This window comes from Kocuria sp. ZOR0020 (assembly GCF_000800955.1).
Classification (GTDB): Bacteria; Actinomycetota; Actinomycetes; order Actinomycetales; family Micrococcaceae; genus Kocuria; species Kocuria subflava.
The window spans coordinates 1-5,223 of record NZ_JROX01000286.1 but is presented as its reverse complement, the minus strand read 5'-3'; the positions used below and the strand labels follow the sequence as shown (position 1 = coordinate 5,223).

Sequence of the window (5,223 nt, the reverse complement as noted above, 5' to 3'; positions counted from 1 at the left end):
CCTGTTGCCGGGGCTGGCTGCCACCTCCGCTGCCACGCTGGTCTCGGATGCACACCCGTGGGCGCGTTCCTCAGCGCCTTCGGCGGCCCCGTTGGCTTATGCGGGAGCCAACATGATGCGCGGTTTCTCCCAGGCCAACGTGCTGTTGGTCATTCCGGCTGAGGGCGTCCCGGAAGGTGGGACCGCCGTCGCCGTCCCACTGCCCTGGCTCTGAGGTTCCGGCGGCAGCCCACCGCTCCGGTGAAATCATGGGGCACGTACGTATTCCAGGCTGAAAACGTACCTGCGCCATGATCTCGCGGGTGTGATTCGGCGGGCTCAGGCGGTGCGGACCAGCAGGGAGACCGCGCAGACCACGAAGGTGGAGGCTGCCGCGAGCGCGCAGGTCAGTTCCACCAGGATCCCGATGCCCATGGCCTTGGCAGCCACCCAGGAGGATTCAAGTGCTGCCGGCAGGTTCTTCTGGCGGTAGGTCTCGGAGGCCAGCAGGCCCACGATGAAGCCCACGAACAAGCCCACCACCGGGATCACGAACACACCCACGATCGCACCGATCACTCCGAACAGCAGTGATCGGTTGGGGATCTGGCGTTGTTTGAGGCGGTTGCCGGTGAGGATCCATGAGGCGGACATACCCGCTATCACCAACATTCCACCCAGTGCCAGGGCGATCCAGCCTTCAACTGCCTGCACCACCACGGCCCAGATGATCAGCCCGATCAGAATGGTGATGGAGCCTGGCAGGACCGGCACGATGATTCCGATGGTGCCCACCACAATCAGCATGACGGTGACCATGGTGGCGATGATTTCAGCAGTCATGGGTTCATCTTTGCATCGTTTGCAACACGCTTTGAGCCGCAGAATCGCCAGCGTTCTGGTCGAAAGCGTGTTCTGACGTCACGTCAGATCGCGCAGTGCTGTGGTGGCCGCGTTGTAGCCACCCATCCCGTGCACTCCCCCGCCGGGTGGTGTGGAGGATGAGCACAGGTACACGCCGGGCGCTCCTGTGCGGTACGGGTTGAGTTGAGGTGCCGGCCGGAACACCTGCTGCAAACCGCTCAGCGCACCGCCGCCAATGCTCCCACCCACCAGGTTGGGGTTCATGGCTTCCAGGTACCGGGGACTGTGGTCCACGCGGTGCAGGATTCGCTCCCGCAGCCCCGGTGCAAACCGTTCGATCTGTTGGACCAGCCGGTCCCCCGCAAGATTTGGTTTGCTCTCCGGGCCGCGATACCCGTGGGGTATCTGGGCGTAGGCCCACAGAATGTGGCGTCCTTCCGGTGCCCTGGAGGGGTCGACGGCGGTGGGTTGCGCCGCGATTACAAACGGACGTTCCGGCATGGTCCCCCGTGCAGCCAGGCGTGCTGCCTGATTGATCTCCTTCAAGGTGCCACCCACGTGAACGGTTCCGGCCTGAGTTATCCGGGAGTCGTACCAGGGCACGGGGCCATCCAGTAGAAGATCCACCTTGTGCACCGCCGTTCCGTAACTCCAGCGGCTCAACGACTTCCGGTACCGGGCGGGCAGTTTCAACCCACGCATGCACAACACCTGACGCGGGGTGAGGTCCAGCATCAAGACTTCGGGTTCCCCCAGTTCGCGCGTATCTGTGACCAGTCGCCCCGTTTCAATCCGTCCGCCGTGCGCCGTCAGATCGGCCACCAATGCCTCCACGATCGCCTGGGTGCCGCCCTTGGCAACCGGCCACCCATTGGACATGCCCAGCAGGTTGAACAGCACGGCGAATGCACCGGTCAGAGGTGCTGACATGGGAAAACTTGCGTGGGCTGCGGATCCTGCCAGCAACCCTTTGGCCTGCTCGGTGGAGAACAAACGTGCCAGCATGGAGGCCGGCCAGGGTGCACGCAGGCCGAATCCAGCCATGGCCGCTGGGTGATCTGGCCACTGCAACAGCGGCCCCAACGCGCCGCTCAAGATCTGGGGAAGATGGTTCAGAGGACCGTTGTGCAGGGCCCGCCAGGCTGCGGCGTCGTTGTGGGTGGCATGGCGCAGACCCTCGGTGGTGTTGTCCAAGCCCTGCAAGAGCAGCCCCGGCGCCTGACCCTCCAGCGGGTGAGCGGCAGCAACCTCCGGCGTGAGCCATTCAAGGCCCTTCTCCTGGAGTCCCAGCGCTGCAAAAGCGGGCGAGGCCGCCCCGAACGGGTGACATGCCGCCCCCAGATCCACGGTGGTGCCAGGCCCCAACACATCAGCGGACCGGGCCGCACCACCTACGGTGGGCTGCGCTTCCGCCACCGTGACATCCATCCCGGCCCGCGCCAGGACGCAGGCAGCGGTCAACCCGTTGGGGCCCGATCCGACCACCACTGCACGCGCGTTCATACTCACCTTCGTTCAAGCCTTTGTGCTGCATTGTGTCTCCCGCATTGAGGTGTGACATGCAACACTTTGCTAGGTTCTACTTTCCGCACCAAGGACCTCATCCTGTCCCAGCAGCGCCAGCCCCGTGAGGAGATCCCGTGAGCAGCACCAACTCTGCCCCACCCTCCCCGTCATCGGACTCGGATTCCGTGTTCAATGCCTCCCCGGAGACCACGCAGGAGCGTCAGCAGCGCCTGCTCTCGCGCCTCAAAGAGTCCTTGACGCGCCCCGAGCCGGAAACCCGTCAGGGTCTGGACAAGGTGGTCTTTTTTGTGGCCGGCGCCTTGGCCATCGCCTTTGTGTCCTGGGGGTTCATCAGCCCCCATAGCCTTGGTGAGATTTCCTCGCAGGCACTGGCCTGGACCATGGAGAACTTCGGTTGGCTGTTTGTGGTGGCTGCCTCCGTGTTTGTGGCCTTTGTGGTGTTCGTGGCGCTCTCCCGGTTCGGTCGGATCCCGTTGGGCCGCGACGGTGAGGCGCCCGAGTTCCGCACCAGTTCCTGGATCGCCATGATGTTTGCCACCGGCATGGGCATCGGCCTGATGTTCTACGGCGTGGGTGAGCCCCTGTGGTTCTACATGTCACCCCCGCCGGGCACGGTGGATGCCCAGTCCGTGGAGGCTGCTGCCACCGCCATGGGCACCACCTTGTTCCACTGGACGCTGTACCCGTGGGCCATGTACGCACTGGTGGGCCTGGGCATGGCCTACGGTACGTTCCGCCTGGGCCGTTCACAGTTGTTCTCCTCCATGTTCACCTCGCTGTTCGGTTACAAAGCCGTCAACGGTGTTGGCGGGCGGATCATCAACATCCTGGCCATTGCGGCCACCCTCTTTGGTTCGGCCTGTTCACTGGGTCTGGGCGCGTTGCAGATCGGTGGCGGTCTGCAGGCAACCGGCATGTTTGAGCAGATGACCTCCCCCATCCTGGTGGGCATCATCGCCATCCTCACCGCAGGCTTTGTGGCCTCCGCCGTCTCTGGTGTGGCCCGCGGCATTCAGTGGCTGTCCAACATCAACATGGTCCTGGCCCTGCTCCTGGCCCTGATCGTGTTCATCGGTGGCCCCACGCTGTTCATCCTGAACGTCATCCCGTCGGCCATCGGCAACTTCATCTCCGAGCTGCCGGGCATGGCCTCCCGCACCTCGGCGGTTGGCGATGAAGCCGTGGCCACGTGGCTGTCCTCCTGGACCATCTTCTACTGGGCCTGGTGGATCTCCTGGACGCCTTTTGTGGGCATGTTCATCGCCCGAATCTCCCGCGGGCGCACCGTCCGCCAGTTCATTGCCGGTGTGATATTTGTGCCCTCCGTGGTGTCTCTGTTGTGGTTCGCAATTTTTGGTGGCGGCGCCATCGGCTTGCAGGAACGCGCCGAGCGGGCCGGGGACACCGGCGCCATGCTGGCTCAGCAGACCGCAGAAGGTCCGGATCTGAACTTTGACCTGGTGCTCTTTGACCTCCTGAATGCCCTTCCCGTACCGCAGATCGTGACCATCATTCTGATGGTGCTGGCCGTGCTGCTGGTGGCGATCTTCTTCATCACCGGTGCGGACTCCGCCTCCATCGTGATGGGCGGGATTTCTGAGAACGGATCCGTGGAACCGTCCAAGGGCTCCGTGATCTTCTGGGGTGTGGCCACGGGTGCTGTTGCTGCCGCCATGCTGCTGGCCGGCGGCTCGGACCCCAGTGAGGCCTTGAGCGGGTTGCAGAACATCACGATTGTGGCCGCCGTGCCGTTCGTCGTCGTGATGTTGCTGTTGTGCGTGGCCATCTACAAGGACGTGAGCAGCGATCCTCTGGTGCTGCGTCACCAGCTGGCCAGCCAGGTGCTGGTGGATTCGGTGACCACCGCCACCACCAGCATTGACGGTGAGCAGGTGGAGACCGTTGAGCTGCAGACCGCCACGGTCAAGACCGGCCAGATCCCGATTGTCCAGGCCAACCAGGACGGTGTGCGGATCACCAGCCGCACCCTGGGTGTACGCGGTTCAGCCCCGTACGAACACCGGCAGAAGCTTGACGACGACGCCACCTGAGGCCGTTCACCCAGCGAAAAGTAGATCATCCCGGTCAGTTCCGGCCAGCTTCATGGCCTACGCTGACCGGGATGTCTGCATCCTCAGCCAAAAAACCCCAGAACTCCAAGGGCCGCAAGCCTGCGGGGCCCCAGGGGTCCAAGAAGTCCTCGGCCCGTCGTGGCGGCACCAAACGCTCGCCAGCGGCCAAGGGCGCTGCCTCGGGCCAGCTGGGCACCCAGACCCTCAAGGACAACTGGATCGCGCTCACCGCGGTGGGACTGCTGACGGTGGGCGCCATTGGCGCGGTGGCCCAGAACATGTCCCCCACCTGCGCCGACCGAAACGGTGTGATACCGGAACAGTGGGCCGACGACGTCGTGGCTGCCGCTGAAGTCTCCGGTTTCTCCCCGTCCGTGGTGGCCGCTCAGATCCAGACGGAGAGCAACTGGAATCCTGATGCCGAGAGCCCCGTGGGGGCCCGTGGTCTGGCGCAGTTCATGCCGGAGACGTGGGACATCTACGGTCAGGGTGACATTGCGGACCCGGAGGCCTCCATCCAGGCACAGGGTTACTACCTGCGGGATCTTCGAAACATGATGGCCGGGCTGGAACCTGCCAATGAACAAGAAGAACTGGACCTGGTACTGGCCTCCTACAACGCCGGGCCCACCGTGGTCCTGGAAGAGGGCGGGATCCCCAACTTCCAGGAGACGGAGAACTACGTCTCCCAGATCAATGAACTGGCAGCCACCCGCTACGCCAACGTGTGTTCAGCGGACTGAGCGCAACGGCTCAACGCACGGCCAGTGGCGGGGTGCAC

Annotated in this window: 4 protein-coding genes and 1 pseudogene; 3 read left to right on the top strand and 2 right to left on the bottom strand. The window is 64.0% G+C overall.

What is annotated here, in order from left to right; all coding sequences use genetic code 11:
* Window positions 1-214, top strand: a pseudogene (locus L979_RS16385) (hypothetical protein); the annotation flags it as partial.
* 104 nt (window positions 215-318) lie between these two features.
* On the opposite strand, the gene L979_RS13065 reads toward L979_RS16385, so the two are convergent.
* Window positions 319-822: a DUF456 domain-containing protein gene (locus L979_RS13065; RefSeq protein ID WP_047692640.1), complete on the bottom strand. Its 504-nt coding sequence runs from the start codon at window positions 820-822 to the stop codon at window positions 319-321.
* 78 nt (window positions 823-900) lie between these two features.
* Window positions 901-2,346, bottom strand: a complete 1,446-nt coding sequence (locus L979_RS13060) for an NAD(P)/FAD-dependent oxidoreductase (RefSeq protein WP_047692639.1) — start codon at window positions 2,344-2,346, stop codon at window positions 901-903.
* Window positions 2,347-2,483: 137 nt separating this feature from the next.
* Here L979_RS13060 and L979_RS13055 point away from each other — a divergent pair, with 137 nt between their 5' ends.
* Entirely contained in the window at window positions 2,484-4,421 is a 1,938-nt protein-coding gene (locus L979_RS13055) for a BCCT family transporter (protein WP_081994515.1), read from the top strand.
* A gap of 71 nt (window positions 4,422-4,492) precedes the next feature.
* Window positions 4,493-5,185 (top strand): lytic transglycosylase domain-containing protein, encoded by a 693-nt coding sequence (locus L979_RS13050; protein WP_231559545.1) that lies wholly within the window; start codon window positions 4,493-4,495, stop codon window positions 5,183-5,185.
* Window positions 5,186-5,223 lie beyond the last annotated feature (38 nt).